This is a genomic window from Erwinia sp. B116 (assembly GCF_002865965.1).
Lineage (GTDB): Bacteria > Pseudomonadota > Gammaproteobacteria > Enterobacterales > Enterobacteriaceae > Erwinia.
In genome coordinates, this window is the sequence record NZ_JRZZ01000003.1 from 275,613 (window position 1) to 302,116 (window position 26,504).

At 58.4% G+C, this 26,504-nt stretch carries 26 protein-coding genes and 1 pseudogene; 21 read left to right on the top strand and 6 right to left on the bottom strand.

Annotated features, from left to right (window positions below):
- Positions 1-273: 273 nt before the first annotated feature.
- The 8 genes from mdtJ to yddG all read left to right on the top strand — a co-directional run bounded on the left by mdtJ (position 274) and on the right by yddG (position 8,143).
- Positions 274-648 (top strand): multidrug/spermidine efflux SMR transporter subunit MdtJ, encoded by a 375-nt coding sequence (gene mdtJ / locus NV64_RS04065; RefSeq protein ID WP_056231657.1) that lies wholly within the window; start codon positions 274-276, stop codon positions 646-648.
- Complete coding sequence (gene mdtI, locus NV64_RS04070; RefSeq protein WP_056231656.1) at positions 635-964, top strand: multidrug/spermidine efflux SMR transporter subunit MdtI; 330 nt, start codon at positions 635-637, stop codon at positions 962-964. The genes mdtJ and mdtI overlap by 14 nt, the downstream gene beginning before the upstream one ends.
- 687 nt (positions 965-1,651) lie before the next feature.
- On the top strand, positions 1,652-1,954 hold the full coding sequence (locus NV64_RS04075) for a chorismate mutase (protein WP_101505378.1): 303 nt from the start codon (positions 1,652-1,654) through the stop codon (positions 1,952-1,954).
- A 203-nt stretch (positions 1,955-2,157) separates the two neighbouring features.
- Positions 2,158-3,984, top strand: a complete 1,827-nt coding sequence (locus NV64_RS04080; RefSeq protein WP_056231648.1) for a beta-glucoside-specific PTS transporter subunit IIABC — start codon at positions 2,158-2,160, stop codon at positions 3,982-3,984.
- The gene (locus NV64_RS04085) at positions 3,981-5,447 is read left to right on the top strand and encodes a glycoside hydrolase family 1 protein (RefSeq protein ID WP_056231645.1); all 1,467 of its coding nucleotides are present in this window, start codon (positions 3,981-3,983) and stop codon (positions 5,445-5,447) included. The genes NV64_RS04080 and NV64_RS04085 overlap by 4 nt, the downstream gene beginning before the upstream one ends.
- Before the next feature lie 24 nt (positions 5,448-5,471).
- Positions 5,472-6,311, top strand: a complete 840-nt coding sequence (locus NV64_RS04090; RefSeq protein WP_056231643.1) for a PRD domain-containing protein — start codon at positions 5,472-5,474, stop codon at positions 6,309-6,311.
- Positions 6,312-6,493: 182 nt separating this feature from the next.
- On the top strand, positions 6,494-7,033 hold the full coding sequence (locus NV64_RS04095) for a hypothetical protein (RefSeq protein WP_056231642.1): 540 nt from the start codon (positions 6,494-6,496) through the stop codon (positions 7,031-7,033).
- A 228-nt stretch (positions 7,034-7,261) separates the two neighbouring features.
- Positions 7,262-8,143, top strand: coding sequence for an aromatic amino acid DMT transporter YddG (gene yddG / locus NV64_RS04100; protein WP_101505390.1), 882 nt, complete (start codon positions 7,262-7,264; stop codon positions 8,141-8,143).
- A 73-nt stretch (positions 8,144-8,216) separates the two neighbouring features.
- Here yddG and NV64_RS04105 read toward each other — a convergent pair whose 3' ends face one another.
- Positions 8,217-9,248 carry a methyl-accepting chemotaxis protein gene (locus NV64_RS04105; RefSeq protein ID WP_056231640.1) on the bottom strand — a complete coding sequence of 344 codons (1,032 nt, stop codon included), beginning with the start codon at positions 9,246-9,248 and terminating at the stop codon, positions 8,217-8,219.
- Between the two features lie 432 nt (positions 9,249-9,680).
- On the opposite strand from NV64_RS04105, the gene lldR reads away from it, so the two are divergent.
- Both lldR and lldD read left to right on the top strand, forming a co-directional pair.
- On the top strand, positions 9,681-10,472 hold the full coding sequence (gene lldR, locus NV64_RS04110) for a transcriptional regulator LldR (RefSeq protein ID WP_056231637.1): 792 nt from the start codon (positions 9,681-9,683) through the stop codon (positions 10,470-10,472).
- Positions 10,469-11,614, top strand: coding sequence for an FMN-dependent L-lactate dehydrogenase LldD (lldD, locus tag NV64_RS04115; RefSeq protein ID WP_056231635.1), 1,146 nt, complete (start codon positions 10,469-10,471; stop codon positions 11,612-11,614). The genes lldR and lldD overlap by 4 nt, the downstream gene beginning before the upstream one ends.
- A 150-nt stretch (positions 11,615-11,764) precedes the next feature.
- On the opposite strand, the gene NV64_RS04120 is transcribed toward lldD, so the two are convergent.
- Entirely contained in the window at positions 11,765-12,187 is a 423-nt protein-coding gene (locus NV64_RS04120; protein ID WP_056231633.1) for a DUF2000 domain-containing protein, read from the bottom strand.
- A gap of 141 nt (positions 12,188-12,328) precedes the next feature.
- Here NV64_RS04120 and NV64_RS04125 point away from each other — a divergent pair, with 141 nt between their 5' ends.
- The 5 genes from NV64_RS04125 (at position 12,329) to NV64_RS04140 (ending at position 16,826) form a co-directional block, all read left to right on the top strand.
- Positions 12,329-12,799 (top strand): Lrp/AsnC family transcriptional regulator, encoded by a 471-nt coding sequence (locus NV64_RS04125; protein ID WP_056231631.1) that lies wholly within the window; start codon positions 12,329-12,331, stop codon positions 12,797-12,799.
- Positions 12,800-13,488: 689 nt separating this feature from the next.
- Complete coding sequence (locus NV64_RS24450) at positions 13,489-13,587, top strand: small membrane protein (RefSeq protein ID WP_369878856.1); 99 nt, start codon at positions 13,489-13,491, stop codon at positions 13,585-13,587.
- Between the two features lie 701 nt (positions 13,588-14,288).
- On the top strand, positions 14,289-14,573 hold the full coding sequence (locus tag NV64_RS04130) for a hypothetical protein (RefSeq protein ID WP_056231628.1): 285 nt from the start codon (positions 14,289-14,291) through the stop codon (positions 14,571-14,573).
- Positions 14,574-14,799: 226 nt separating this feature from the next.
- A complete protein-coding gene (locus NV64_RS04135) occupies positions 14,800-15,498 on the top strand; it encodes a helix-turn-helix transcriptional regulator (RefSeq protein ID WP_101505379.1) in 699 nt (232 codons plus the stop codon).
- A 14-nt stretch (positions 15,499-15,512) separates the two neighbouring features.
- Positions 15,513-16,826, top strand: coding sequence for a cytosine permease (locus NV64_RS04140; protein WP_101505380.1), 1,314 nt, complete (start codon positions 15,513-15,515; stop codon positions 16,824-16,826).
- Here the strand turns inward: NV64_RS04140 and NV64_RS04145 are convergent.
- Positions 16,755-17,648: pseudogene (locus NV64_RS04145) on the bottom strand (LysR family transcriptional regulator); the annotation flags it as partial. The gene NV64_RS04140 and the pseudogene NV64_RS04145 overlap by 72 nt on opposite strands.
- A 100-nt stretch (positions 17,649-17,748) precedes the next feature.
- On the opposite strand from NV64_RS04145, the gene NV64_RS04150 reads away from it, so the two are divergent.
- The 6 genes from NV64_RS04150 (at position 17,749) to NV64_RS04175 (ending at position 25,122) form a co-directional block, all read left to right on the top strand.
- Positions 17,749-19,080, top strand: coding sequence for an aspartate aminotransferase family protein (locus tag NV64_RS04150; protein ID WP_101505381.1), 1,332 nt, complete (start codon positions 17,749-17,751; stop codon positions 19,078-19,080).
- Positions 19,081-19,386: 306 nt separating this feature from the next.
- A complete protein-coding gene (gene licT, locus NV64_RS04155; RefSeq protein WP_369878854.1) occupies positions 19,387-20,127 on the top strand; it encodes a BglG family transcription antiterminator LicT in 741 nt (246 codons plus the stop codon).
- 348 nt (positions 20,128-20,475) lie between these two features.
- The gene (locus NV64_RS04160; protein ID WP_082502257.1) at positions 20,476-20,637 is read left to right on the top strand and encodes a PTS transporter subunit EIIB; all 162 of its coding nucleotides are present in this window, start codon (positions 20,476-20,478) and stop codon (positions 20,635-20,637) included.
- Positions 20,585-21,997 (top strand): glycoside hydrolase family 1 protein, encoded by a 1,413-nt coding sequence (locus tag NV64_RS04165; RefSeq protein WP_056231616.1) that lies wholly within the window; start codon positions 20,585-20,587, stop codon positions 21,995-21,997. Before NV64_RS04160 ends, NV64_RS04165 begins: the two co-directional genes overlap by 53 nt.
- 427 nt (positions 21,998-22,424) lie before the next feature.
- Positions 22,425-23,846, top strand: coding sequence for a PTS transporter subunit EIIC (locus tag NV64_RS04170; protein ID WP_056231612.1), 1,422 nt, complete (start codon positions 22,425-22,427; stop codon positions 23,844-23,846).
- Entirely contained in the window at positions 23,836-25,122 is a 1,287-nt protein-coding gene (locus NV64_RS04175) for a carbohydrate porin (RefSeq protein ID WP_101505382.1), read from the top strand. Before NV64_RS04170 ends, NV64_RS04175 begins: the two co-directional genes overlap by 11 nt.
- A gap of 28 nt (positions 25,123-25,150) precedes the next feature.
- Here NV64_RS04175 and NV64_RS04180 read toward each other — a convergent pair whose 3' ends face one another.
- From NV64_RS04180 to NV64_RS04190, 3 genes are all read right to left on the bottom strand, one after another.
- On the bottom strand, positions 25,151-25,303 hold the full coding sequence (locus NV64_RS04180) for a type II toxin-antitoxin system mRNA interferase toxin, RelE/StbE family (protein ID WP_082502266.1): 153 nt from the start codon (positions 25,301-25,303) through the stop codon (positions 25,151-25,153).
- A 206-nt stretch (positions 25,304-25,509) separates the two neighbouring features.
- Positions 25,510-26,280 carry a Fe(3+) dicitrate ABC transporter ATP-binding protein FecE gene (fecE, locus tag NV64_RS04185; RefSeq protein ID WP_056231606.1) on the bottom strand — a complete coding sequence of 257 codons (771 nt, stop codon included), beginning with the start codon at positions 26,278-26,280 and terminating at the stop codon, positions 25,510-25,512.
- Positions 26,280-26,504 (bottom strand): iron chelate uptake ABC transporter family permease subunit (locus NV64_RS04190; RefSeq protein ID WP_146005444.1); only part of this gene is annotated, 225 nt, incomplete at its 5' end. The genes fecE and NV64_RS04190, both read right to left, overlap by 1 nt.

Consider the following 26,504-nt stretch of genomic DNA (forward strand, 5'->3'; position numbering starts at 1 on the left):
CGCACCGACGAGAAGCAACAACGCGGATAAGTTGTAAATTATATGGATACTTTGTTCAGAAACGAACGCTTCTGCTTTACCTCAACACGCACCTTCAGCGCCCTCATTACCGGTGAACAACACTGGCGTAACGCACTTTAGTCCTGCTCTTCCGCCTGCGGCATAACGCATTTCTGCGTGGCTTTGCCGACTCTGTTTTCTGCTTTCAGCCCCGTAGCCTCGCGCAAACGGTGGGCTGGCGCACGATGATGACTCTCTTGTGGAAGAGATATTATGCGTTACTGGTTCCTGCTGGCTCTGGCCATTGCTTTTGAAATTACCGGCACCCTGTCGATGAAATGGGCAGATGTAAATGACCACCACGGCGGCTATCTGCTGATGCTGGTGATGATCGCCCTGTCCTATATTTTCCTCTCCTTTTCTGTAAAAAAAATCGCTCTCGGCGTGGCTTACGCCATGTGGGAAGGGGTGGGGATCCTGTTTATTACCCTGTTCAGCGTGCTGTTGTTTGATGAGTCCGTATCACTGATGAAAGTCGCCGGACTGGCCACGCTGATAGCCGGTATCGCCCTGATTAAAACGGGCACCCGCAGTAAAACCCCACGAGCCGCACAGACGCAGGCAGGGGGGCATCATGCAGGCGTTTGAATGGGTACATGCTCTCTGGCTGCTGGTGGCCATTCTGCTTGAAATTGCCGCTAATATCCTGCTAAAACTGTCGAACGGCTTTAAACGTAAGGCTTACGGCGTACTCTCCCTGCTGGGCGTGCTGGCCGCATTCAGCGCATTATCGCAGGCCGTGAAAGGCATCGATCTTGCGGTTGCCTACGCCCTGTGGGGTGGCTTCGGCCTGATAGCGACGATTGCAGCGGGCTGGGTGATGTTTAGTCAGCGCCTGAACCGCAAAGGCTGGCTGGGTCTGCTGTTGCTGCTGGCCGGAATGGTGATGATTAAGCTGGCCTGAGCAGAAATGAGGGCGAAAAAAAACCGACGATGACGTCGGTTTTTTATCTCTTTTAGCGATTGGTAGCCGCATAAAGAATCGTACCACCTGAAGTGTGAAGCCATGAAATCGTATCACGTCAACAGGTAAGGTCAATGTCACTCAGTACAGAATACGCACGATTTGCAGGTTATCACATCCCTTTCCCCCATTATAATCAGCCTGCTCACAGCAGTATCAGGTTACCTCTTGCCGGTAGCTGAAAGGACTCATCCCTGGTTTTTCCCAACCGGTAACAGATGGTGCTGCCCGGTTTGCCTGAACCTAAAAGAGTGCCACCTGAATGTGAAGCAGAAATGCGTCGTGAGGGAAAACCCAAAGGCATTAACGGCGTGTGGTGCTCTGGCTGGATAAGGAGCGCACCGGTGATACTGCTGGGAAGCATTCTGCTGATACTGCAAATTCTGCACATCAGCCTTAGCATTATCGTTGTCATCAGACAACTTGCCGCAAGACCCTAAGGGGTAACGGCAACCTGAAGCAAGGCGGGGCTAACCACCCTGCCTTTTTTCGTTCTGCCAGAACGCTGATTATTGTGTATCTGCGCCAGCCAGCCCACATTGATGCATAAATTTCGCCCTTTCAGCCACTGGCAAAGAGAGTGTAAAACCGGTACTTTGTACTTTTGTACTAGCTACAAGGATCAACATGAATATCGGTAACTCCCTCGACGAACTCCGCCGGCAAATCGACACCCTTGATAGTGAACTGGTGAAACTGATCGCGAAACGCGCGGCCTGTGTTAAGGCGGCGGCCGCCTTTAAAAAAGACAGCGCTGCCGTGCGCGCGCCGGACCGCGTGCAGCAGGTGGTGGATAAGGTTCGCCTGCAGGCCAGTGAGCAGGGGCTGCCGCCGGAGATTGCAGAAAGCGTCTGGCGGGCGATGATTGGCGCATTTATCGACTATGAACTGCAACAGCATCAGCAGCTCACCGTCGGTAAGTCCGGCTGATAACCAGCAGTATCTGACACCACAGCGTAATTTGCCGCCTCGCTCACAATTCCCATACACGATTCGGTAATCTCATTGCCTTTCCCCCTCTGCCGCTATAGAACTGTGGGCAGGCGTGTCACTGGTATCAACCAGGCAAGACCTGAAGCTCCCTTAAACCGGGGCTTCAGGTCTTTTTTTTTGGGAAAAATAAGGGGTGTCAGATGAGCTATCTGGAAACGGCACAAACAATAATTAACCTGGTTGGCGGTGTGAATAACATCGAACATATCGAGCACTGTTCAACCCGGCTGCGGCTGAGCCTGGTGGATAACGCGCGGGTCAACCAGCCAGCGCTGGAAAAAGTGCCGGGCGTGCTGGGCGTGCGGGTCAACGTCCAGTGTCAGGTTATCATCGGCAAAGAGGTGATTGAGATCTACGAGGCGGTGCGCCAGCTGGCAGAAGGCCGCCAGCCTGACGCGGCCAGACCCGGCGCACGTCGCCAGTGGGGGCCGTATCTGATTGACTTTGTGATCAGCATTTTCCAGCCGCTGATCCCGGCGATTGCCGGCGGCGGCGTGCTGAAATCGCTGCTGCTGCTGCTCGACGTAATGGGCTGGCTGACCCGCGATAACTCCACCTGGAAGGTGCTCGACGCCATCGGCTCCGCCCCGCTCTACTTCCTGCCGATTCTGGTGGCGATCACCACCGCCACCAAACTGCGGGTTAATATTCTGGTGGCGGTCTCGGCGGTGTCGGTGCTGGTGCTGCCGGCGATGTCGAAACAGCTGGCGGAGGGGGCACAGTTCCTGTCGTTCGATCTGCTGAATATCGCCTACGCCTCGCAGGTGTTCCCGGCGATCCTCTGCGTGCTGTTCTACGCCCAGACCGAGAAGTTCTTTAACCGCTACTCGCCGTCGGCGCTGCGGGTGTTCCTGTCACCGATGCTGTCGCTGCTGGTCACCGTACCGGTGACGCTGCTGCTGCTCGGCCCACTCGGCTTTGAACTGGGTTCCGGCATGGCCACGGTGATCCTCTGGCTGTACGGCAAGCTGGGCTTTGTCGCCACCGCGCTGCTGGCTGCCGTGCTGCCATTTATGGTCGCCTCCGGTATGCACAAGCCGATGATCCCCTACGCCGTGGCTTCGATGTCGCAGTTCGGCCGCGAGATGCTCTACCTGCCCGCGTCGCTGGCGCACAATATTGCCGAAGCGGCCACCTGCTTTGCCATCTACTTTAAAAGCCGCGACAGGGTGAAAAAGTCCACCGCGCTGTCGGCCGGTCTCTCCGCGCTGTGCGGCATTACCGAACCGGCGCTGTACGGCATTACGCTGCTGAATAAGAAGGCGCTGTATGCGGTGATTATCGGCAGCGTGATCGGCGGCGGCTTTATCGGCTGGATGGCGGTAGAAGCGTTTGCGCTGGTTGGCCCGGGCCTCGCCAGCATCTCAATGTTCGTCTCACCGACCAATCCGGCCAATATTCTCTGGGCGCTGGCCGGTGCCGGGCTGGCCTTTGTGGTGACCTTTGTTGTCACCCTGGCGATCTGGCATGAGGAGCCGCAGGCAACCGCCACCACGCCGACGCGGGTCAACGCGTTCGATCTCAACAGCCCGGCGGAGGGCAAGGTGATCCCGCTCTCCTCGGTCAACGATGAGGTGTTTTCTGCCGGTATTATGGGTGACGGCATCGGCGTTATCCCCACGCACGGATCGCTGTATGCTCCGGCGGACGGCACCATCAGCAGCCTGTTTGAGAGCGGCCATGCGCTCAGTATGCTCACCGACAGCGGAGCTGAGATTATTTTCCACATTGGCATTGATACCATCAAGATGGAAGGCCGCAACTTCTGGCCTGAAGTCACTGAAAATCAGCACGTTAAAGCCGGCGATCTGCTGGTCAGGTTTGACCTTGAAGCGATTACTGCCGCCGGCTTCGATCCGGTGGTGGTGATGGTCGTCACCAACAGCGACCGCTTCGAGGTGCTCTCCCCTTCGTCCGACGCTGCCGTCGGCACTCATCACGTGATGACCTTAAAGGAGTCAGTATGAAACAGAATATCCCGGTATTTCCGCAGAACTTTTTATGGGGCGCGGCCATCGCCGCTAACCAGGCGGAAGGCGCCTGGAACGTGGCGGGCAAAGGCCCGTCCGTAGCCGATGCGATTGCGCATAAGCCGAATATGGACGTAAAGGACTACAGCGGCCATATGGCGCTGAGCGACGAAAATATTCAGGATGCGCTGAACGGCCTGAACGATGAGAAATACCCAAAACGTCGCGGCATCGACTTCTATCATCGTTATAAAGAGGATCTGGCGCTGTTTGCTGAGATGGGTACCAAAGTGCTGCGCGTCTCCATCGCCTGGTCACGCATCTTCCCCTCCGGTGAAGAGGCGCAGCCGAACGAAGCCGGCCTGCAGTTTTATGACGATCTGTTTAGCGAGATGCGTAAGCACAACATTGAGCCGCTGGTCACCCTCTCCCACTACGAGATGCCGCTGATCCTCAGCGAAAAGTACAACGGCTGGGTGCACCGTAACGTGGTCGATGCCTTCGTCCGTTACTGCAACGTCTGCTTCCATCGTTATAAAGACCTTGTGCGTTACTGGCTGACCTTCAACGAGATCGACAGCATCCATCGCCACCCGTTTACCACCGCCGGGATCCGCGAAGAGAAGTGCGCACCGGGCCATGCCCGGCAGGATATCTATCAGGGCCTGCACCACCAGTTTGTCGCCTCGGCGCTGGTCACCCGCGACTGCCACGCGATTATTCCGGGCAGCCAGGTAGGCTGCATGCTGACCAAACTGACCACCTATGCGCGCACCTGTCACCCGGATGATGTGCAGGCAACGCTGAAGAAAAATCTGGAAAACTACTTCTACGCCGACGTGCAGGTAAACGGCGCCTACCCGCCGCTGATCCTGCGTGACCTGGAGCTGCGCGGCATCCGTCTTGAGATGCAGCCGGACGATCTGGATATTCTGCGCAACCACACCGTCGACTTCGTCTCCTTCAGCTACTACATGTCGCTGACCGAATCGACGCAGCCGGACGCCGAGCGCATCCCGGGCAACACCGTGCTGGGGGTAAAAAACCCCTACCTGCCGGCGTCCGAATGGGGCTGGCAGATCGACCCGGTCGGGCTGAAGATCTCCCTGCTGGAGCTGTATGACCGTTACCAGAAGCCGTTGTTTATCGTGGAGAACGGCCTCGGCTCGCGCGACGAAGTGGTGGACGGAAAAATCCACGACGGCTACCGCATTGACTACTTCAGATCACACTTCGAGCAAATGCTGGCGGCGATCCACGAAGGCGTTGAGCTGATGGGCTTTACCAGCTGGGGAACAATTGACATTATCAGTGCCGGTACTTCACAGATGTCCAAGCGTTACGGATTTATCTATGTTGATCAGGATGATGAAGGCCACGGCTCGCTTGCCCGCCTGCGTAAAGACTCATTCTGGTGGTATCAGAAAGTGATCGCCACCAACGGCAGCGATCTCAGTTAAGTCATCAGGCCGCGGGAAACGCATGTGATAAGAGTTAAGAAGTCGCTGAATAACAGTATGCTGCTGGTTGAACAGGAGGGTCGCGAGATGATCCTGTTTGGCAAAGGCCTCGGCTTTGGCACCAAACCCGGTGCGCTGGTTGACGCCAGTCATATCGAGCAGGTGTTTATTCCGCTGGAGAGCTACAAAGCGCAGCACTTTCTTTCTCTGACCGACAGCGTGCCGGCGGCCTTTTTTGACGTTACCCACGACATCATCGCCGTGGCACAGCCGCAGTACGCTGAGAAGCTGAACAGCGTGCTGCTGTTCACGCTGGCCGAACACCTGTTCTTCGCCGTTGAGCGCAGTAAAAGCGGCATGAACGTGGTGAACAAACTGAGCTGGGAAGTGAAACGCTACTACCCGCGCGAGTATGAACTGGGCCTGCGTGCCACGGCGCTGGTGAACCAGCGCTTTCGCATCACCCTGCCCGACGACGAAGCGGTGCATATCGCCTTTCACCTGATTAACGCCTCAGGTGAGAGCGACAACGGCGACGCCCACCAGCAGGTCCAGCTGGTGAACCGCATTGCCGAAATCGTTCGCTACAAGCTGAACCGCAACCTGGATATCACCACCATCAACTACAACCGCTTTATCACCCATCTGCGCTACTTTGCCGAACGGGTGCTGGCGGGCAAGATCGTCAGTCGCAACGGGGATGATTTCTATCAGGAAATGGTGCGCTTTCACCCACAGGCGATGCAGGTCGCCTGGGCTGTGCGTGACTACGTTGAAGAGAAGCACCAGCTGGTGCTGCCCAACGACGAGCTGACCTGGCTGAGCATTCATATCAGCCGGCTGGCGCAGGGCGAGGTGGAGTAATCAGTAACCAACAGAGCCTGAACGGATGGCACTATCATTCGTTTCAGCGGTTTCCGACTCCCTTGTGACCGGCTGTACGTTCTCACATCGTCGTTGTAACGCACCGACGGCACAGCAATAATCAGCAAATGCCGTATCTTCCTGTGATTCCCCTCCCTGCGTGTCTGATGAAAGGAAGCATAATGACAGTCACCCTGCGGGCCTTATGCTGGCTGACGGCCGCAGCGTTCAGCAACAGCGTCTGCGCCCTCTCTCCGGTCCTGCTCAAACAGGGAATAAATCCTCTGGATATCAATGATGACGGGCGACAGGATTATGTCGTGGTCGCGCAATTCGATAACAACACTTCCCACCCTAATCTTGGTTTGACCTTCTTCGTCGATCGCGGCGACGGCGGCCTCAGCATTATGCCGGTGGCAAACAGCGAGCGGTTTACCTGGTTTGACTACCGCCTGTCGGCGGACGCGGAGTTTCTGGTCGAGGATAATCAGCTGTTTCGCCGCGGCAACACTTTCTGGCTGATCAACGCAGAGAAAAAGGGCGAGAGCCCTTATGACCGCAACCCGTTCCAGCTCTCCTACTATCGGTTTACCCAGTCCGATGACGATCCGGGCGTCCCGCTTTATCAGTGGTCACTGATGAAAAAGACGATCACCCAAAACAGCTACGACTCCGCCACTCAGGCCTGGGCCGAGGTGGATGAGCGGGATCTGCAGCCGTGAAATTGAAGGAAAGCGAGCTGCCGGATAAATAAAAGCCCCGAACTACGGGGCTGCGGGGCTGTTGGCTGGATATTTTTCAGATCGGCGTTGACGGCGTAGCGCAGGCTCATCTGATTTTGCTACCTTACAGCGCGGCAGCCGTGGGTGAATGCTTCGGCCTGCTTCCATCAGCGAGGCGGGGATCCCCTCCGCCCGCGCGGGGAAATAATGGCAGAGGGTTGAGTGGAAATAACAGCAAAAAAGGCAACGTCAATCGGGCTGATTGCTATCGTCCTGTGGAGCGCCATCGTCGGGCTGATCCGCAGCGTCAGCGAAGGGCTGGGGGCGATTGGCGGGGCGGCGATGATCTACAGCCTGGCATCGCTGGTGCTGCTGCTGACCCTTGGTTTTCCCAAAGTAAAAACCTTCCCGCGCGCCTACCTTATTACCGGCAGCCTGCTGTTTGTCTGCTACGAGCTGTGCCTGTCGCTGTCGCTGGGCTTCGCCAGCACCGGCACCCAGGCGATCGAAGTCGGTATGGTTAACTACCTGTGGCCGGGCATGACCATTCTGCTGTCGGTGATCGTTACCAGGCAGAGATGCAGCCTGCTGATTATTCCCGGCATGCTGGTATCGATCGCCGGCATCTGCCTGGTGCTGGCCGGCGACCGTGCATTCTCCTTCAGCGAAATTGCGGCCAGCGTCGCCTCCAATCCGCTCAGCTACGGGCTGGCGTTTAGCGGCGCGGCGATCTGGGCAATCTACTGCGTGGTGACTAAAAAGATTGCCAACGGCAGCAACGGCATCACCCTGTTCTTTATCCTGACGGCGCTGACGCTGTGGGTGAAATTCCTCGCCGCGCCGCAGCCGGAAATGGTCTTTACTCTGCGGGTGGGGGTGAACCTGCTGCTGGGCGCGATGGCGATGGGCTTCGGCTACGCGGCCTGGAACATCGGGATCCTGCACGGTCACGTTACGCTGCTGGCCACCGCCTCCTACTTTATTCCGGTGATCTCGGCGATGCTGGCGGCGGTGGTGCTCAACGCCAGCCTGTCGGTCAGCTTCTGGCAGGGTGCCGCGATGGTCAGCCTCGGCTCGCTGCTGTGCTGGTGGTCAACCCGTCAGCGATAATAAATGGCAATATGCTGGCCGTTAATCTGCTCGATGCTGACCAGTACAGCCGCCCCGCCCGGGGCGGCGAACATTAATTCCGCTGCTCGATCACCCCATACCAGCCCAGCCCGTCATAACTCTCGTAGCCCGGGGTCAGCGCGAAGGAGACGGTTCGTCCTTCATCCGGCTGAAAGAAACCACTGCTGCGCCCGTCGGTGTGCAGCGGAAACCGCTCGCCCAGCCTGGCGCTGGCATCGCTGCTGGCCAGGATCCGGTGGTGCGAATCGAGGATCATACAGCGCGTGCGCGACCACTCCTCCTCACTGAGCCGCACCCCGCTGACCACGGCCGTGGCCTGCGGTGCCCAGTCAAAGAAAATCATCAGCGCCCCGATTGGCTTGCCGTGCGCCTCCCCCTGCTCACGGATCGCCGTGGCGTAGGTTGCCACCGACGCATTGTGCAGCTGTGGCAGCTCTGCCACATCGCTGCTTACATAGTCATCGCCGCTGCGGGTCGCCATCGCCTCACTGAATGCCGCCAGATGGCGAACGTTTTGCCCGCTGACTGGATAGCGATCGCCCCGTCCGTTAGCCAGTACGTTGCCCGCAGCATCGGCGATCCAGATATCCAGGTAAACGGTATAGCTGCTGAGGATCACCGCCAGCCGGCGGGCGGCATGCTGACAGGCCGCCGCGTCCGCCGCGCTGACGCAGGCAACCACTGCCGCATCGGTCGCCCACCAGCGCACGTCGCAGGAGCGTTCGTACAGGTTACGATCGATAATGTCGATGGTATTCAGCGCCAGATCGACACAGCGCTGCCCCTGATGATCCCGTAAGCGGGCAATCATGCTGTCACCCAGCGCCGTCAGCTCAGAGAGCGCTCCCGCCAGCTCTTTGTTCAGGCTGGTGGTAATATCCGCGATAACGCCAGAGACGTGTTTCACCTGATTCGCCACCACGGCGAAGCCGCGTCCGGCCTCACCCGCGCGGGCTGCCTCAATCAGCGCATTCAGCGCCAGAAAGGTGGTTTCGCGGTTGATATCATTAATATCGGCAATTTTACCTTCAGCCATTTTGCGAATGTGTTTACTCAGATCGACGATCTCATGCGGATTGGACATCGTTATCAGGGGGCTCCGGCCAGGTGATAGGCGTATCGGCTACCGCCACCGGCAGCACGTCACAAAGCACAAAGTGTAGGGTGGGAAAGTGCGTGCTGTCACCAGCCTGTAACAGACGAAATCACTAATTTGACTTAATTTTCATGACGTTAAGCATAAGCAATTGAATCGCAAACCTTTAGCCAGCCATAGGAAAATATGATGACCACCGCCTGTCACCGCGCCTGGTTATGGTCCTACCACTTCGCTAAAAAACTGTACCCTGCCCGCAAAAAAGCAAAATAGTCGCGTCGAAGATTGTTTTTAAATAACAAAATATTAACCATATGTGCAGCAGGCAGGCTGAATCCCTGAACGGTCCTACCAGTTATCAGTCGGGTGACTCCTCTGCGCAAGCCCCCTCCCGCTTCTTCAGGCCAGCAGGTGAAGACCATGAACATCCCAGTACCACCGGCCGCGCTCTCGTTGTCGGCCCGGCTCAGAGAGCAGATCCAGCAGCTTGAGCTGGCGCCCGGCGCACGCCTGCCTGCCGAGCGTCGGCTGGCGGAAGTGCTCGGGGTATCGCGTTCGTCGCTGCGCGAGGCGCTGCGCACGCTGATTGCCGAAGGCGTACTCTACAGCCGCCACGGCGGCGGTACCTGGCTTTGCGAAACGGACGACAGCGCACGCTGGTCACAGCAGCGTATCGTACAGCCGCTGAAGGCGCTTGTGGCGGGCGACCCCAGCTACCGTGACGATATTCTTGAAGCGCGTCACGCCATTGAGGCCAGCACCGCCTGGTATGCGGCGCTGCGTGCCACCGAAGAGGATAAGCAGAAGCTGCAGGGCTGTTTTGATGCCCTCTGCCAGCAGGAAAGCCGCTCCGAAGAGATGGCTGCCCAGGCCGACGTGCGTTTTCACCTGGCGATCGCCGAGGCCTCACACAACGTGGTGTTACTGCAGACCATGCGCGGCTTTTTCGATCTGCTGCAAACTTCGGTGGCGCACAGCCGCCAGCGGATGTACAGCGCCCCGGACATCCACGCCCGGCTGACCGAACAGCACGCTGAACTGCTGCAGGCGATCCTCGCGGGCGATGCCGAACGCGCGCGCCGCGCAGCACAGCAGCACCTCGGATTTGTGCACGCCACGCTGAAGACGCTGCAGGAAAATGCGGCCCGGCAGGAGCGTATTTCGCGCCTGCCGGGCGACGAAGATAAGTGGATAAAGGAAGAAAACCGATGATCATTTCAGCCGGCAGCGACTACCGCGCCGCCGCCAGACGCATACTGCCACCGTTTCTGTTTCACTACATTGACGGCGGTGCCTACAACGAGCATACGCTGCGCCGCAACGTCGATGACCTGGCGCAGATCGCGCTGAAGCAGCGGGTGCTGAACGATATGTCTGAGCTGGACCTGCGGACCAGGCTGTTTAACGAAGAACTGTCGATGCCGGTGGCGCTGGCCCCGGTCGGCCTGTGCGGCATGTATGCCCGCCGTGGCGAAGTGCAGGCGGCACGGGCAGCTTCGGCGAAAGGCATCCCCTTCACCCTCTCCACCGTCTCGGTGTGCCCGATTGAAGAGGTCGCCCCGGCGATGGACCGGCCGATGTGGTTCCAGCTCTACGTGCTGAAGGATCGCGGCTTTATGCGCAACGTGCTGGAACGCGCCAAAGCGGCCGGCTGCTCCACGCTGGTGTTTACCGTGGATATGCCGGTTCCGGGTGCCCGCTACCGCGACGCGCACTCCGGCATGAGCGGCCCGAACGCGGCGCTGCGCCGCTACCTGCAGGCGGTCACTCATCCGCAGTGGGCATGGGACGTCGGCCTGCACGGCAAGCCGCACGACCTCGGCAATATCTCCGCCTACCTCGGCAAACCCACCGGGCTGGAGGACTATATCGGCTACCTGGCGAAGAACTTCGATCCGTCAATCAGCTGGTCCGATCTGGAGTGGATCCGCGAAGCCTGGGACGGCCCGATGGTGATCAAAGGCATTCTCGACGCCGATGACGCCCGCGATGCGGTGCGCTTCGGCGCCGACGGCATCGTGGTCTCTAACCACGGTGGCCGCCAGCTGGACGGCGTGCTCTCCAGCGCCCGCGCCCTGCCGCGCATCGCCGATGCGGTCAAAGGCGATATCACCATTCTGGCCGACAGCGGCATCCGCAACGGGCTGGACGTGGTGCGGATGATCGCGCTGGGCGCGGACAGCGTGCTGCTGGGCCGCGCGTACCTCTATGCGCTGGCTACCGCCGGGCAGGCGGGCGTGGCGAATCTGTTAAGCCTGGTGGAAAAAGAGATGCGCGTAGCGATGACCCTGACCGGTGCCAAAAATATCGCCGCCATCTCACGCGATGCGCTGGTCGACGGTGGGCTGGCGTAATACCGCGCCGCTGGCCTGCGCCAACACCGTTGAGCGGCAGGCCACGTCCAGCCGCTCAACGGGCATCCCTCTCCCCCGGCAGCCGCAGGGATTAAGCCGTTCAGGCGGAAATCCGGGGGCTGAAGGAGGCAGACAGCCATCTGCGCGGTGTTACCGGTACAGCGACAGATTCCCCGTCAGGCGGGTAATCTTCTTTTTCGGTCCGATCAGGCCGATCGCCACCAGCGCGATCTGCGGGCTGCTGACCGACGAGATACGCTCGCCGTACTCGTCATAGGTTTTGCACGACTGCGCCAGCGCGCTGAACGGCATCACGTAAATCTCGTCATCCTGCTGCGCCGTCTGCAGCAACGCCTGCAGATAGCTCCCTTCCGCCCTCAGCACCGGCAGTGGGGCATAAATCACCCCCGGATAGCTGACCCCGTCTGCGCTGTGCAGATCCGGCCCCACCAGATTATCCACCGTGCGGCCGAAGCTGATGCCGATCACGCTGGCGGCATTCATCGCCAGCCCCGGAGCAAGCTGGGCGTCCACCACGATGGTACAGCGTTGTTGCGTTGCATCAAATTTCATCATCATTCCTGTTCTAATGTGCCGTCGGAGCAATAGTATCGCCCGTTCCACCTGGAAAAGGTGGTCTGAATTGTTTGTAAAAACAGTAAAAAAGGGCAAAATTTACCTGATAACCGCCATCAAAAGACAGGAAATGACCTGATGACCTTAAGCCCCAGTGAGATGCACATTCTCACCCTGCTACAGAACGACGCGCGCATCACCAATCAGGCGCTGGCCGACGAAATCGGCCTGTCCGCCTCGCCCTGCTGGCGCAAAGTGCGCAGGCTGGAGGAGGAGGAGGTGATTCAGGGCTACCGTGCGGTGCTGAATCGCCGCAAAATCGGGCTGGGCGTGATGGTGTTTGTGCGGGTGAGCATCGACAGCCACAGCGAAGCCGATGCGAAAAAGTTCGAACAGCAGGTGACCGCGCTGGATAACGTAGTGGCCTGCTACAGCATCGGCGGCGATGCCGACTTCCTGCTGCAGGTGGTGTCACGGGATCTCGACGCCTTTGCGGAGTTTTCCATGACGGTGATCCGCCGCCTGCCAGGTATAAAAGAGATGCAAAGTATGTTTGTACTGAAGGAAATTAAGCCGCTGGTGGGCTATCCGTTACAAAAATCACGCTGAACCCTTAGCGATGACGAACAGCACCGCTTACCTGTTAGCGGCAGAAGGGCCGATCTCTGGCCGTAAAAGATTAATTTTTTCACACCATACTTTTTTTCCGGTTAGCGACGGAAGTTGCGGGACTCTGCCGCGCCAATAACGTCCTGTTGCGCGGTTCAACGCTGCAATTCAGCCGCGAGAAGGGTGCGTCAGGCGGGCATCTGTTCACCTGCCCGTCGACCCCCTCCCCTCTTTTGACCTGTGAATAGTCTTAAATTTAAGGAGAAACCTGTAACCTAAGTATATTCTTAAAAACTCTGCAACCTGCGGTAATTAAAACAAAACCGTCACGCGTGACGCTGATATTTCCCCTCAAAGTAAACCCTTATTACAAAATCAAATCATTCAGTTCCTTAATGCTAATTGACTGGCTAAAAATTTGTCTTAAGATGAGAGCTGTCTCCTCGCTGAATCTGGCGTTACGTAACGTATCCCGGTAAAGCAGTGCCTGACGTACTGGCTGTAAAACGGGCTTCAGACCTGTTGCAACAGCGCCTCTCTTCAGCACGGCGACAGATAAGTAAGGCTTGATAATTAGTGTGTTATAGGTCGTTATATGGGAAATGAGGGGTAAGTACTTTTACCTTTGGTTTTCCCATGCATCTCTGTTTACATTTACCGGGGAAAATGAAATGGGTGACATCGTCCTTATGAGCATGGCATTCATGCTCATTGCAGTCTCTGCATACAGCTTGATTTCATATATTCGCGACAGAAGAAACTCTTCTTTCCCGAAGAAAAAAAGATAATCCCCTGTTTTACTGGCGGGCTATCCACTTTCCGGCGAGCCATCTGGCTCGCCGGAGATGACGCCATTATTAAGATAAATCTGTAGTCCGCCACTGACAACAAAGGGAGATATGTCTTATTCCCCCAGGAATAATTTAACGTATTATTGACCCATAGCAGCGAAATCCAGTGAGTACCTGATGGCTAAATACTAGGATTAATCGCATACCAATCACGTTAAATAGACCGGGTATCATTATGAATGACTATTTCCTTATTAGCATGGCGACTTTACTGATTGCGGTCTCCGTCTGGAGCCTTCACTCGTGGCTGCACGATGTTAAAAAGAAGTCCTTACCCAGGACCAGGCGCTAATTGAGCACCTGCCGGTCAACACCCGGCGGCCTTTACTGCCGCCAGCCCGTCCCGCCTCCTTTTGTTCCTGCCTTTTTACCGCTTGTTAGCGTTATGCTCTCTCTTCGGCCATTCTGAGCCCTCAGCCTACGACCGGCAGCCTGCTGCACCCACCATCGCGGTGAACATTCAGCCCCCTGTCCCGAAAGCATCATGACAAATGAGCGCCGCACGACGGTCAACTCAAGCCTGAATTTTTCAGATTGCGTCCTTTTTAGCAGCCGTGTCACTATCAGCCCTGATCAGAATCCGCCGTTTTGACGGTGGAGCAAGCGATGATTTCACGTTACCGATTGAGAGTAAAACGATGTCACAAAGCTTCAGCAGGCGCGTCCACTTCTACTACTGCATCCTGGTTGCGCTCAGGATGTATGGCAAAAAGCAGCCGGGGAACGCCAGGGGGAAGAATAATTTCCTGCTGAAATGGTTGCGTAACGCCGAGAACGGTAACCTGTTTCCGCCAGAAATCAGCAGTGAAATCACGTGGCTGCGCGGCAAAATCATCAGCGCCGGCCCCGACGCCAATCTGGAACCGATGCTCGATTATGTTTACCGGACCGCACGCCGGGCAGAGGGGATGAAGGATCGCTAAAATACCCCAGAGCACATACCCGGCATGACGTCGTTTTACCGTCAGCGGGTCAGCTCTCGTCTTCAACATCAACAGCAGCACTGCGGCAAGGTAGTGATTCGCGTCTCAACCTTATGAGGTAGCGGATGGACTAATCAGGCTATTTATCAAGATTTAGCGGAATGATTGCCAGCGCCATCTGAAGTAGGCTTTCCATTGACCAGTTTACTTTCACAATGGACATGCCATGAACCAGAGCCCAACCCGGTTAGCTCCCCCTGCCCTGCAGCTGAGTGTAATAATCGGCATGCTGGAGCATCTTAGCGATCCCTGGGGGATCAAAGATGCGCAGTCTCGTCATCTGTATATGAACAAAGCGGCCTGTCTGTACACCGCTACGCCCGCAGGTTTCAGCCTGGAAGGCAGGCTGGACGGCGAGTTTCCCGCCGCCTGGGCCGAGTGCGAAGACGACTTTATCGAACACGATCGCCGCGCGCTGGCCGCTCAGGGGCGCGTGGCGGTGATCGAGACCCACCACTGGTTCGGGCTGCCGGAGCTAACCCCCTGTATCAGCGAGAAGATCCCACTGTTTGACAACGACGGTAAATTTATTGGCGTCGTCTGGAACGCCCGTCGGCTGAATACGCTGTCGCCGCTCAGGTACATCGATAAGCAAAAACCCAGCGTACTGACCACCGAAGCCGGCAGCACGCTGTTCACCCGCAGCGAACTCGATACCTTGTTCCTGTTACTGCAACGTTGCACAACCAAAGAGATTGCCAGGGCATATGGCCTCAGCCATCGCACCGTGGAAGATCGCGTTTACAACCTCTACCAGAAGGCGGGCGTACATAGCCTGCGCCAGTTCGAAGAGTATTGCCGTGAGGCAGGTCTGGATAACTACATCCCCCCGCGCCTGCTGGAAAAAGGAATTCAGTTTATCTGACCACAAGGAGCCCTCTGATGCAGATCGAAGATTATCCCCTCAGCCGTGTGCCGCCTGACCGGCGCGTCTCTTTTCTCAGCGTGGCGGTGGTGCATATGGGTATGCTCACCGCGCTGGACCAGTTTATGCTCGGCGCGGTGCTGGGCAACGGCATGAGCATTGCCAGTGCGCTGATGGCGATCCTGGCCGGCAGCGTTATTTTTGGCGCGATCACCTTCGGGCTGGGTTACGCCGGGATGAAAGAGGGGTTGTCCGGCAGCCTGCTGGCGCGCTGGTGTGGTTTTGGTCGCGTGGGATCGATCCTGATTGGTCTGATCGTCGCCATCAGCCTGCTCGGCTGGTTCGGCGTGCAAAATGCGATCTTTGCCCGCTCGCTGAACTTCGCGCTGGGCGGCGGCCCGGGCTTCGCGCTATCGGCCACCCTCTCCGGGCTGCTGCTGACACTGCTGGTAGCGTTTGGCTTTAAGGCGTTACGCTTTACCGCGCGCATCGCCGTGCCGCTGTTTGTTGGCCTGGTCGCGCTGATTGCCTGGCAAACGCTGTCCGGCCAGCAGGTGCCGCCGCTGCTCAACGTGGCAGACAGCGTCACGCCCCTGACCATTAGCGCCGCGGTCACCCTGGTGGTCGGCGGGGCCATCGTCGCCAGCCTGATGACGCCGGACCTGACGCGCTACTCGCGCAGTACAAGGCACGTGGCGGGAACGGTGCTGCTCACCATTATCGCCGGAGAGTTCGTGATTAACGGCCTGGCAATCATGATTTCCCATACGCTGCACACCGCGGATGTGGTCACCATTATGTCGCAGGCGACGGGCGGCATCGGGCTGCTGCTGGTGGTCTTCTCCACCCTGCGCATTAACGACCTCAACCTCTATTCGTCCGCGCTGGGGGTGATTAACGCGGTGGAAGGCCTCTGCGGTAAAAAGCTGCGCTATCGCAGCACCACGCTGGCTATTGGCGTGCTGGGCACGCTGCTGTCGGTGCTGGGGATCCTCGATCGTTTCGTTGATTTCCTGACCCTGCTGGGCGTGGTGTTCCCGCCGATCCTCGGCATTATGCTGGTGGACTATTTCCTGCTGCGCAGCCAGCGGGCGGTGCTGGAAAGCAGCCGCAGGCAGGGTACGTTACCCGGCGATGCTGAAACACCCACCTGCGGCTGGCCAGCCATCGCCGCGACGCTGGCCGGCAGTACGGTGGGCCTACTCAGTGAATGGGGCGTGCCGACGCTCAACGCCCTGGTCAGCGCCTGCCTGCTCTATGCCCTGCAGAAACAGTTCCAGAATCGCGTTAGGCCGGCGGCCTTTACGGGTCACCAGCGCGATCCGTGAGTCAAAGCAGAAGCGCTGCGGGGCCAGCGCGCGCATCATGCCCCGCGTCACCCAGTGGCTGGCGTAGTGATCCGGCAGAAAACCCACGAACTGGCCGGTAAGGATCAGAAACGCGATGCCTTCCCGGTCGCTGGCGCTGGCGCTGCAGTTAAACAGCTGGTGCAGGCCGATGGTTTCGGCGGTCATGCGCGAGCCGGGCGCCACCGCATCCAGCGTCTGCAGCTGCGCGTCGTCCGGCAGGGTAGCGCTGCCGAACAGCGGATGCGTATGGCTGCAGTACAGCGACGATCGCTCGGTGTACAGCGGCTGATAGTCCAGCCCGGAGAGCGGCACGGTCAGCGGCAGCGCCCCCACCTGGATACGCCCGTCCAGCAGCCCGCGCTCAATATCGGCCGGGGTGCTCATACTCAGATTGATGCGTACCTCCGGCGCCCGGCGGCGCATCTCCGCCAGCGCGTCGGTAATCTGCATCTGCGGGGTGGTCACCAGATTATTGATCAGCGCGATGCTGAACTCACCGCGCAGCTGTTTATGCAGCTGATTGACCTGCTGACGGAAGGATTCCATCGACGCCAGCAGCGTGTCGCTGAGCCGCAGGATCTCCCGCCCCTCATCGGTCAGCGAAAAACCGGCACGGCCACGCTGGCACAGTCGCATGCCGAGACGCTTTTCCAGATCGCTCATGTGCAGGCTGATCGCCGAGCGGGTGATCCCCAGCAGGCTTTCTGCCGCCGAGAAACTGCCGCACTCTGCCACTGTCTTAAACACACGCAATAGTTTCAGATCAAAATCGCTGACCTGACCAAGAGATTTGCCGCTCATTAGGTGAGTAATTCCTTAACTGATGATGAGTTAATCAGTATTTAACTCACCCATTACTTCGGTGCAAACTGTTTTACCCCCTGTTACCCGGAGATGTGCCATGTCTGTCGCCGATGAAATCAGCCAGCTTAATCTGCAAAGCCACTGGATGCCGTTCAGTGCCAACCGTAACTTCCACCAGGACCCGCGCTTTATCGTGGCGGCCGAAGGCCAGTGGCTGGTGGACGATAAAGGACGCCGTATCTACGACAGCCTCTCCGCACTGTGGACCTGTGGCGCAGGCCACACCCGCAGTGGGATCCAGCAGGCGGTATCACGCCAGCTGGGCACCCTCGACTACTCGCCGGGCTTCCAGTACGGCCATCCGCTGTCATTTAAGCTGGCGGAACGCATTGCCGGGCATCTGCCGGGCGACCTCAGTCACGTGTTCTTTACCGGCTCCGGCTCTGAATCCGCCGATACGGCAGTGAAGATGGCCCGCGCCTACTGGCGCGCCAAAGGTCAGCCGACCAAAACCAGACTGATTGGCCGTGCGCGTGGCTACCACGGCGTCAACGTTGCCGGTACCAGCCTTGGCGGCATCGGCGCTAATCGCAAGATGTTTGGCCAGCTGATGGACGTTGACCACCTGCCGCACACCCTGCAGCCGGGTATGGCCTTTACCAGAGGCATGGCAGAAACCGGCGGCGTGGCGCTGGCCGACGAGATGCTTAAGCTGATTGAGCTGCACGACGCATCGAATATCGCCGCGCTGATCGTCGAGCCGCTCTCCGGATCGGCCGGGGCGATAATTCCACCGGTGGGTTATCTGCAGCGGTTGCGCGAGATCTGCGATCGGCACGATATTCTGCTGATCTTTGATGAGGTGATCACCGGCTTCGGCCGCATGGGCCGCTGGAGCGGTGCTGAATACTTTGGCGTAACGCCGGATATCCTCAACTTTGCCAAGCAGATTACCAACGGCGCGATCCCGCTGGGCGGCGTGGTGGCAACCAGCGAGATCTATCACACCTTTATGGCACAGAACCTGCCACTGCACGCGGTGGAGTTCGGCCACGGCTATACGTATTCTGCCCACCCGGTGGCCTGTGCCGCCGCGCTGGCAACGCTGGATATTCTGGAAAACGAGCAGCTGATTGAGCAGTCCGCCAGCCTGGCACCGCACTTTGAACAGGCGCTGCACGGCCTGAAAGGCAGCCCGCACGTGGTGGATATCCGCAACTGCGGCCTGGTCGGTGCGATCCAGCTGGCACCGCGCGGTGCCGACCCGAGCATCCGGCCATTTGATGCCGGAATGGCGCTGTGGCGCGCCGGTTTCTACGTGCGTTTCGGCGGCGACTGCCTGCAGTTTGGTCCGATGTTTAACGCGCAGCCGGACGATCTCGACCGTCTGTTTAACGCCGTGGGCGACGCCCTGCATCACACTGACTGAGGCTACACAGATAGCCGGTACCGCACTCTATAGACGGCGCGACGGGACAGGCGCGGCCTGCCGGTCTCCGGTCATAAACAGGACGTATTTTTAACGCTCGTCGCCCGGCGAACTGTGTCGCCGGGCCGGTTACTCTGCAACCCTCCTGCTTGTTTGCCAGCAAGATGTGATTATGCAGGCAGTTCCGTAAAAATTATTGGTTATATTCCGTTACTACGCACCAGCAGCAATTGACAGCATGCTTTGTACTGGCCTAATTTCTGGCCGGCAGGCCTGCGGTTATTGCTGTGATAACAGGAATTAATAATGATAATCGAGCGAATACTGAATAATAACGTGGTTATTAGCCTCGACGACCACCGTCAGGAAATGGTGGTCATGGGTAAAGGCATCGCCTTCAATAAAAAGATCGGTGATACTACCGACCCCGACAAAGTAGAGAAAATCTTTTCCCTCAACACGCCTTTCACTGAACAGTTTAAAGCATTACTTAATCTGGTTCCGGCAAGCTGTATTAGCGCTACCGAAGCGATTATCGCTCTGGCTAACGACAACCTGCCCGGTAAATTACACCACAGCCTGTTAATCTCCCTGGTCGACCATCTGTATTATGCGCTGCAGCGCTTTTCGCAGAATATTCATATCCCTAACGCCCTGCAGTGGGAGATTAAAAAACTTTACCCGCAGGAGTTTGCGCTGGGCATCCAGGCGCTGCAGATTATTGCCGAACATACCGGTTCGCAACTGCCGGAAGATGAAGCCGGCTTTATTGCGCTGCACCTGGTGAATGCCCAGCTTAACGACAATATGCAAAACACCGTGCAGATCACCCGTTTTATGCAGGACATTCTGAGCCTGGTACAGTATCACTTTGACCTGGTTTATGAGGAAGAGGGGCTACGCTACCAGCGTTTTGTCACCCACCTGAAATTTTTTGCCTGCCGGGTGCTCGACCATCAGCATATCGACGGGGACGATCCTGCGCTGGCACAGCTGGTGCAGCAGCAGTATCCGGCGGCGCAACGCTGTACCGATAAAATCAACTAGTATACAGAATTACATCACGATCACAGCCTCACTCAGGATGAACGCATGTTCCTGACCATTCATATTGAGCAGCTAAGAAAGTAACCGTTGCCGCGCGCACGGCTATGGACAGATTACGATACGTGAAGCGCTTCACAGATTAAAGACAATCCAAAAACAACGCTTGAGTGCGCCCGACATTAGGCTTATAGATATACGCCATAGCAGGATTGTGATCTTCACGCTAATTATCGCGTGCAGAGCAAAACCTAACTGACCCCGCGCGGATCGTCTTATCCCCGCCGGAAGAAGTTAGGTTTTTTTTTGCCTTTAATTTACCGACCAGAATATACGAACCAAGCTGAGCCAATGGGATACGCCAGTTTATGCAGAGAAATAATTAACGGCGTCGGTGGCCGGGATAATATTGTCAGCGTGACCCATTGCGCCAACCGTTTACGTTTTAAAAGGATCACCGATGAAAACCCAGTTTCCGAACGATTTTCTGTGGGGTGGCGCGGTCGCTGCTAACCAGGTCGAAGGCGCGTATAACGCCGACGGTAAAGGGCTATCCACTTCCGACTTCCAGCCACACGGCCTGATGTACCCGCCAGGCGAACGGAAGCCGGGCGAGTTCAATCTGAAAGATGTCGCCATCGATTTCTACCATCACTATCCGCAGGACATCGCACTGTTCGCCGGGATGGGCTTTAAAACCCTGCGCACCTCGATTGCGTGGACGCGCATCTACCCGAACGGCGACGAGCAGCAGCCTAACGAGGCCGGTCTGGCGTTCTACGATGCGCTGTTTGACGAGATGCTCAAAAACGGTATCCAGCCGCTGATCACCCTCTCCCACTACGAGATGCCTTACCATCTGGTACAGCACTACGGCGGCTGGGGCAACCGGCAAACTATCGCCTTCTTCGAACGCTACGCCACCACGGTGTTTGAGCGTTATCAGCACAAGGTGAAGTGGTGGCTGACCTTTAACGAGATCAACTGCGCGCTGTTCTCCTGCTTTACCGCGCTGGGCCTGCCGCCGGGCAGCAGCCCGCAGGTGGTTTATCAGGCCATCCACCACCAGCTGGTGGCCAGCGCCCGGGTAGTGAAGGCCTGCCACCGGATTATTCCCGATGCGAAAATCGGCAATATGGTGGCGGCGATGCCGTACTACCCGCTGACCTGCCACCCGGACGACGTGCTGGAAGCGCAGCGCAAAGAGCGTGAATGGCTGTTCTTTTTCGACGTGCAGGCGCGCGGCGAGTACCCGAGCTATATGCAGCGCCGCTTTGATGAGCAACATATCCTGCTGCAAATCAGCGCGCAGGATCGCGACGATCTGCAGGAGACCGTCGACTTCCTGTCGTTCAGCTACTACATGAGCAGCTGCGCCAGCGCCGATCCGCAGAAGCAGCAGGCCACCGGCAATATCCTGAATATGATCCACAACCCGTACCTTAGCGCCTCCGACTGGGGCTGGCAGATTGATCCGGCCGGGCTGCGCCATCTGCTGAATATGCTGTGGGATCGCTACCGTAAACCGCTGTTTATCGTCGAGAACGGGCTGGGGGCCAAAGACCAGATCGAGGAGGACGGCACCATCCGCGATGACTACCGCATCGCCTACCTCAACGATCATCTGGTGCAGGCCGGGGAAGCCATCGCCGACGGCGTGCAGCTGCTGGGTTATACCAGCTGGGGGCCGATCGATCTGGTCAGCGCCTCGACGGCGGAGATGTCCAAGCGCTACGGTTTTATCCACGTTGATCGCGATGACGAAGGTAACGGCACGCTGGAACGCCGCCGCAAGAAAAGCTTTACCTGGTATCAGCAGGTGATCGCCAGCAACGGTGGCTCGCTGGTGAAGCCGGAGATGGACGGCCGCTGAGGGCATCTGAATTCCGCATGAACGACAGAACCCTGGCAGAGCCGTGACGATAAAGTTAAGCCGCACTGGCTCAGCCGTGTTCCCCGCCGATTTTCCGCTCATCAGCGGCGGAGATTTACTGCCTCTCTTGCCGCACGGCGTAGCCTGCTGTGCGCTTTCGTGACCCCCGACTCAAAAAACGAACAAAAAACAGACACCGCATTAACAAGCCTTGAGCCTGCCTCCTCCCCGGCCGGAAGATACCCCGCAACGACCTGACAGACTTTCCGCAGCACGTCAGCACGTCAGCACGTCAGCACGTCAGCACGTCAGCACGTCAGCACGTCAGCACGTCAGCACGTCAGCACGTCAGCATGTTGAACATCAGTACGTCGGTACGTCACCTGTTATTACGTAGCAGGTCAGTTTGCCAGCACGGGAGGGAACCATGGATTACAGCGCACTCTGTGCCGCCATTATTCAGGGGGTAGGCGGGCAGGATAACGTTATCAAGGTGTTTCACTGCGCCACGCGCCTGCGCTTTACGCTGAAAGAGAACCAGCGTGCCGATTCGGCCGCGCTGAAGCAGACCGCCGGGATCATCACCGTGGTGGAGAGCGGTGGCCAGTATCAGGTGGTGATTGGCACCCACGTCGGCGAGGTCTGTCAACAGCTGATCGCGGAGGGGTTGGGCGATCCGCCACCGCCGGTCACCGGTGAAAAGGGTCAATCAGCACCACGCGCCGCTGGCTGTGGCAGAGCGCTGGTCAACAGCGCAATCGATATTATTTCCGCCATCTTCGCACCGCTGCTGCCGCTGCTGATCGCCTCAGGGCTGATGAAAGGGGTACTAACGATCGCCACCCTGCAGCACTGGCTGGATAAGGGCAGCGGGACCTGGACCCTGCTGTATGCCGCCAGCGACGCGATGTTTTTCTTTATGCCGGTGCTGCTCGGCTACACCGCCGGCGGCCGCTTTGGCGGTAACCCGCTGCTCACCATGGTGCTGGGGGCGGCGATGGTACATCCGTCGCTGATTGCGCTGTTCCATGCCAGCCAGCACAACCCGATGCTGCACGTGCGCTTTATGCTGCTGCCGCTGACCCTGATTAACTACAGTTCGACGGTGATCCCGGTGATCCTCGCGGCTGCCTTTTGCTGCTGGCTGGAAAAACGGCTGAACCGCTGGCTACACGTATCGATACGCGCTTTCTTCACTCCGTTCCTCTGCCTGCTGATCGCCCTGCCCGTTACCTGTCTGCTGATTGGCCCGCTGGCTACCTGGCTCAGTAACGCCATCGGCAACGGCTACAACCAGCTTTGGCTGCTTAGCCCGGTCGCCGCCGGGGCCATTCTTGGTGCCGCCTGGCAGGTCCTGGTGATCTTCGGCCTGCACTGGGGGCTGGTTCCGCTGATGCTGAACAACGTTGCCACGCTGGGCTTTGACACTATCTCGCCGATCACCAGCGCCGCCGTCTGGGCGCAGTCCGCGGCTACCCTCGGCATTCTGCTGCGCACCCGCGACCCGCGGCTCAAAACGCTCGCTGCACCGGCGTTTGTCTCCAGCGTGTTCGGCATTACCGAACCAGCCATCTACGGTGTCAACCTGCCGCTGCGCCGGCCGTTTGTCATCGGCTGCATCTGTGGCGCACTGGGCGGCATGGTCGTCGGCTGGTTTCACGGCATGGCACATAACATCGGTGCACTGGGCATCTTCGCCTTTCCGGCCTTTTTATCGCCGGCGGGGCTCGATCGCGCCTTCTGGGGCACGCTGACCGGCTGCATCGTGGCTTTCGGCTGCGCGTTTGTCAGCAGCTGGCTGTTTGGCATTCCTCACCCCGACCGCAAGGAGAGCAATCATGAAACTTAAACACCTGCTGCCCGGCACACTGCTGCTGCTCGGCAGCCCGCTGGCGCTGGCCGACAGCGGCTGCAACGCCTATGACCGCCTGTTGCCGAGGGGCCCTGAAACGCCGTCAATTGGCTCCGCCTGCGACACGCTGTTTCCCGAGTGGGGCGGCGCACGGCGTAAAATGGCCGACTACGGTTTCTACGCCCAGGCCCAGCTGCTGACCAATCTGACCTATGACGTGGCGGGCAACCGCCGTCACAAACCCAATTACGTCGGGCAGCGGCCGACCACCGGTAACTTTATCCAGTTTGATATGACCTACGATCTGGACCGGCTGGGGCTGCCGGATCGGAGCCAGCTGCACCTGCAACTCGGCTATTCGTATAACAATTACCGTGGCAACGGCCAGGACGGCCACCCCTCGGTGATGGACCTGTCGGTGTACCAGCCGCTGTTCAATCAGCGGGTGATCCTGCATTACGGCTATTCCGACTGGCTGAACCACTTTTACGGCCTCTATCTGGGTGCCAGCACCGCCTCCTCCGCGCTCGGCCCGACCAGCGTGATGCTCAATCAGGCCGGACTGACCAGCCTCAAGCCCAGCCCGGGGCTCGACGTGCGGGTTCTTAGCGCCGATCGTCGCTGGTACGATCATATTGGCGTGGCGCGCAGCCAGAGTTCAGACGGGCTGCAGGCCGATTCGCATTACAACCTCTACGGCCTGCGCTGGAAGGAGCCGCACGCAGGTACCCTGTTGATCAATGAAGTGGGTTATCGGGTAAACGCCGCCAACAGCGACAGGATGACGTGGATCAGGGGCGGATCGGTGTATAACAAAACCCCGTACCTCAACTACAACTCAGGCCGGTACAACAGCGAAACCTGGTCGCACTATCTCGCCGCCACCCACCAGCTGACCCAGCCCGATCCCAGCCAGCCCGATCGCGGCTGGTATATCGACGGCAAAACCAACTACGCGCCGGAGAACCGTAACCTCTATATGGCCGACGCCTCGCTAACGCTGTTCAGCATCGGCCCGTTTAAACAGCGCCCGGCGGATATGGTCTCATTCGGGGTGTCTTACAATAAATTCAGCGATGACGCGAAGCACTACTTTCAGCGCAAGGGCCAGTCCGCCGACGGCTTCAGCACCACCGGCTCGGTCGCCTATACGTTACGGGTGATGCACGGCATCTACTGGACCAATCAACTCTCCTGGACGCACCATCCGGCCATCACCCCGCACGAGGACGATGCCTGGAACCTGGAAACGCAGATGGTGGTGAATTTGTAACGTCAGAGGTTGGTGACTAACGCTATGCTTAGCGGCCAAACAGCTCGCTGTGGGTGCCGAAACGAATCCAGGTGAGCAGCGTTCTTTCAGCGTTAAAGCGGTAAATTAGCAGGTGATCGCCGCCAACATGAAGCTCGCGCTCACCGTTCTGATAATCCTTTCCTTTAAGAGGATGGATTATCCATCATCTCGTTGATTGTGCTGTATCCGTCAGCATCATTTTGACGATTGCTTGCATAACTCTCTCCACACACGACGTTGTAGTCACATTGCAGCCACAATATCGATTAAAAGACAGTCACCGCCAGTGTCTGTCCTGCCTGCGATAACGCCGCCACACTCTATCCCCCGGCTGGGACAAAACATGCACAAAAAGGGCGGATTGCGTCATCGCACCACGCACATCGGCCGGGCGCTGATCGGGTCGGGATGGATTTCGGCGTCGATGCTGAATACCGATCGCAGCAGGTCGGGTGTCATCACCTGCCGTGGGCTGCCGCTGGCGACGATACGCCCGGCGGCCATCAGCACCAGATGGTCGCAGTAGCGGCTGGCCTGGTTGAGATCGTGCAGCACGGTGACCACCGTTTTGCCCTGCTGCTGCTGACGGTGGAGCAGCGCCATCAGCTCCACCTGGTGATTGATATCCAGATAAGTGGTCGGTTCGTCGAGGAGCAGCAGCGGCGTCTGCTGCGCCAGCGCCATCGCCAGAAACACCCGCTGCCGCTGGCCGCCGGAGAGTTCGCTGACCTGCCGGTCGGCCAGCCCGTCGACCTGGGTTTCCGCCATCGCCGCCGCTACCTGCTGGCGATCCAGCCCGCTGAGCCGGCCAAACAGGTTCAGCCACGGGCTGCGGCCGTAGCCGACCAGCTCAGCCACGGTGATGCCTTCCGGGGTCACCGGCTGCTGCGGCAGCAGCGCCAGCTGGCGGCCGAGCTGGCGCGGCGTAATGTGGCTTAACGGCGTGTCGTTCAGGCGGATCTCCCCGGCACGCGGGGTAAGCAATCCGGCCAGGCAGCGCAGCAGCGTGGATTTGCCACAGCCGTTCGGGCCGAGCAGCGCGGTAATCCGCCCGGCGGGCAGGGTCAGGGAGAGATCGTGCAGGATCGGCGTGCTGCCGTAGCCCGCGCGCAGCCCGGAAACGGTCAGTTGCGTCATCAGCGAGTCCTCATTAACAGCCAGAAAAACCACGGCGTACCGATAATCGCGGTCAGAACACCGGCGGGCAGCTCCAGCGGCGGGTGCAGGGTGCGCGCCAGCAGGTCGGCCAGCAGCAGCAGCAGCGCCCCCACCGCCATCGCGGCGGGCAGCAGCAGCCGGTGGCGGCCGCCGACCAGACGCCGGGTCAGGTGCGGAGCCACCAGGCCGATAAAGCTCAGCGG